This window comes from Pseudomonas sp. BN606 (genome assembly GCF_029873115.1).
In the GTDB taxonomy this organism is placed as follows: domain Bacteria; phylum Pseudomonadota; class Gammaproteobacteria; order Pseudomonadales; family Pseudomonadaceae; genus Metapseudomonas.
Genome location: NZ_SSOF01000003.1, coordinates 1 through 840, shown reverse-complemented (window position 1 = coordinate 840; position 840 = coordinate 1). Strand labels below are relative to the sequence as shown.

Below are 840 nucleotides of genomic sequence, written 5' to 3'. Positions count from 1 at the left end.
CGATCCGGAAGGCAATGCCCTGACCGTCACCGGCTTCAGCTTCGGCGGTAGCAGCTATCTGGCAGGCGAGACCGCCACCATCAGCGGTGTCGGCAGCCTGGTGATCAACAGCGACGGTAGCTTCACCTTCACCCCGGCGCTGAACTACAACGGCCCGGTACCGACGGCGACCTACACCCTCTCGGACGGCAATCTCACCGACACCGCCGAACTGAGCTTCGCCGACGTCACCCCGGTGGACGATGCCTCCGTCCTGGTCGCCGATACCAACACCGTGGCCGAGGACAACCCGGCCACTGGCAACGTCCTGGGTAACGACAGCGATGTGGACAACGTCCTCACCGTCGCCAGCTTCAGCATCAATGGCGTGCCCGGCACCTTCACCGCGGGCTCCAGCGCCGTCATCGCCGGCGTCGGCACCCTGACCATCGCCGCTAACGGCAACTACACCTTCACCCCGGTCGCCAACTGGAACGGTGACATCCCGCAAATCGCCTACACCACCAACACCGGCAGCAGCTCCACGCTGGATATCACCGTCACCCCGGAGAATGACGCACCTGTCGCCTCCAACGACGGCCCGATTGCGGTCACCGAGGACACGCCGGCCATCGGCAACGTCCTGACCAATGACAGCGATATCGATGGCGACAGCCTGACCGTCACTCAATTCGAAGTCGGTGGCAGCACTTATCTGGCCGGCCAGACTGCCACCCTCACGGGCGTCGGCACCCTGGTGATCAACGCCAATGGCAGCTTCACCTTCACCCCGGCGCTGAACTACAACGGCCCGGTACCGACGGCGACCTATACCGTCACCGACGGCACTGCCACCGACAC

1 protein-coding gene is annotated in these 840 nt (G+C 64.5%); it reads left to right on the top strand.

Annotated elements, in window-relative coordinates; genetic code table 11:
• On the top strand, positions 1-840 hold an 840-nt coding region (locus E8E75_RS00015; RefSeq protein WP_280357611.1), incomplete at both ends, for an Ig-like domain-containing protein.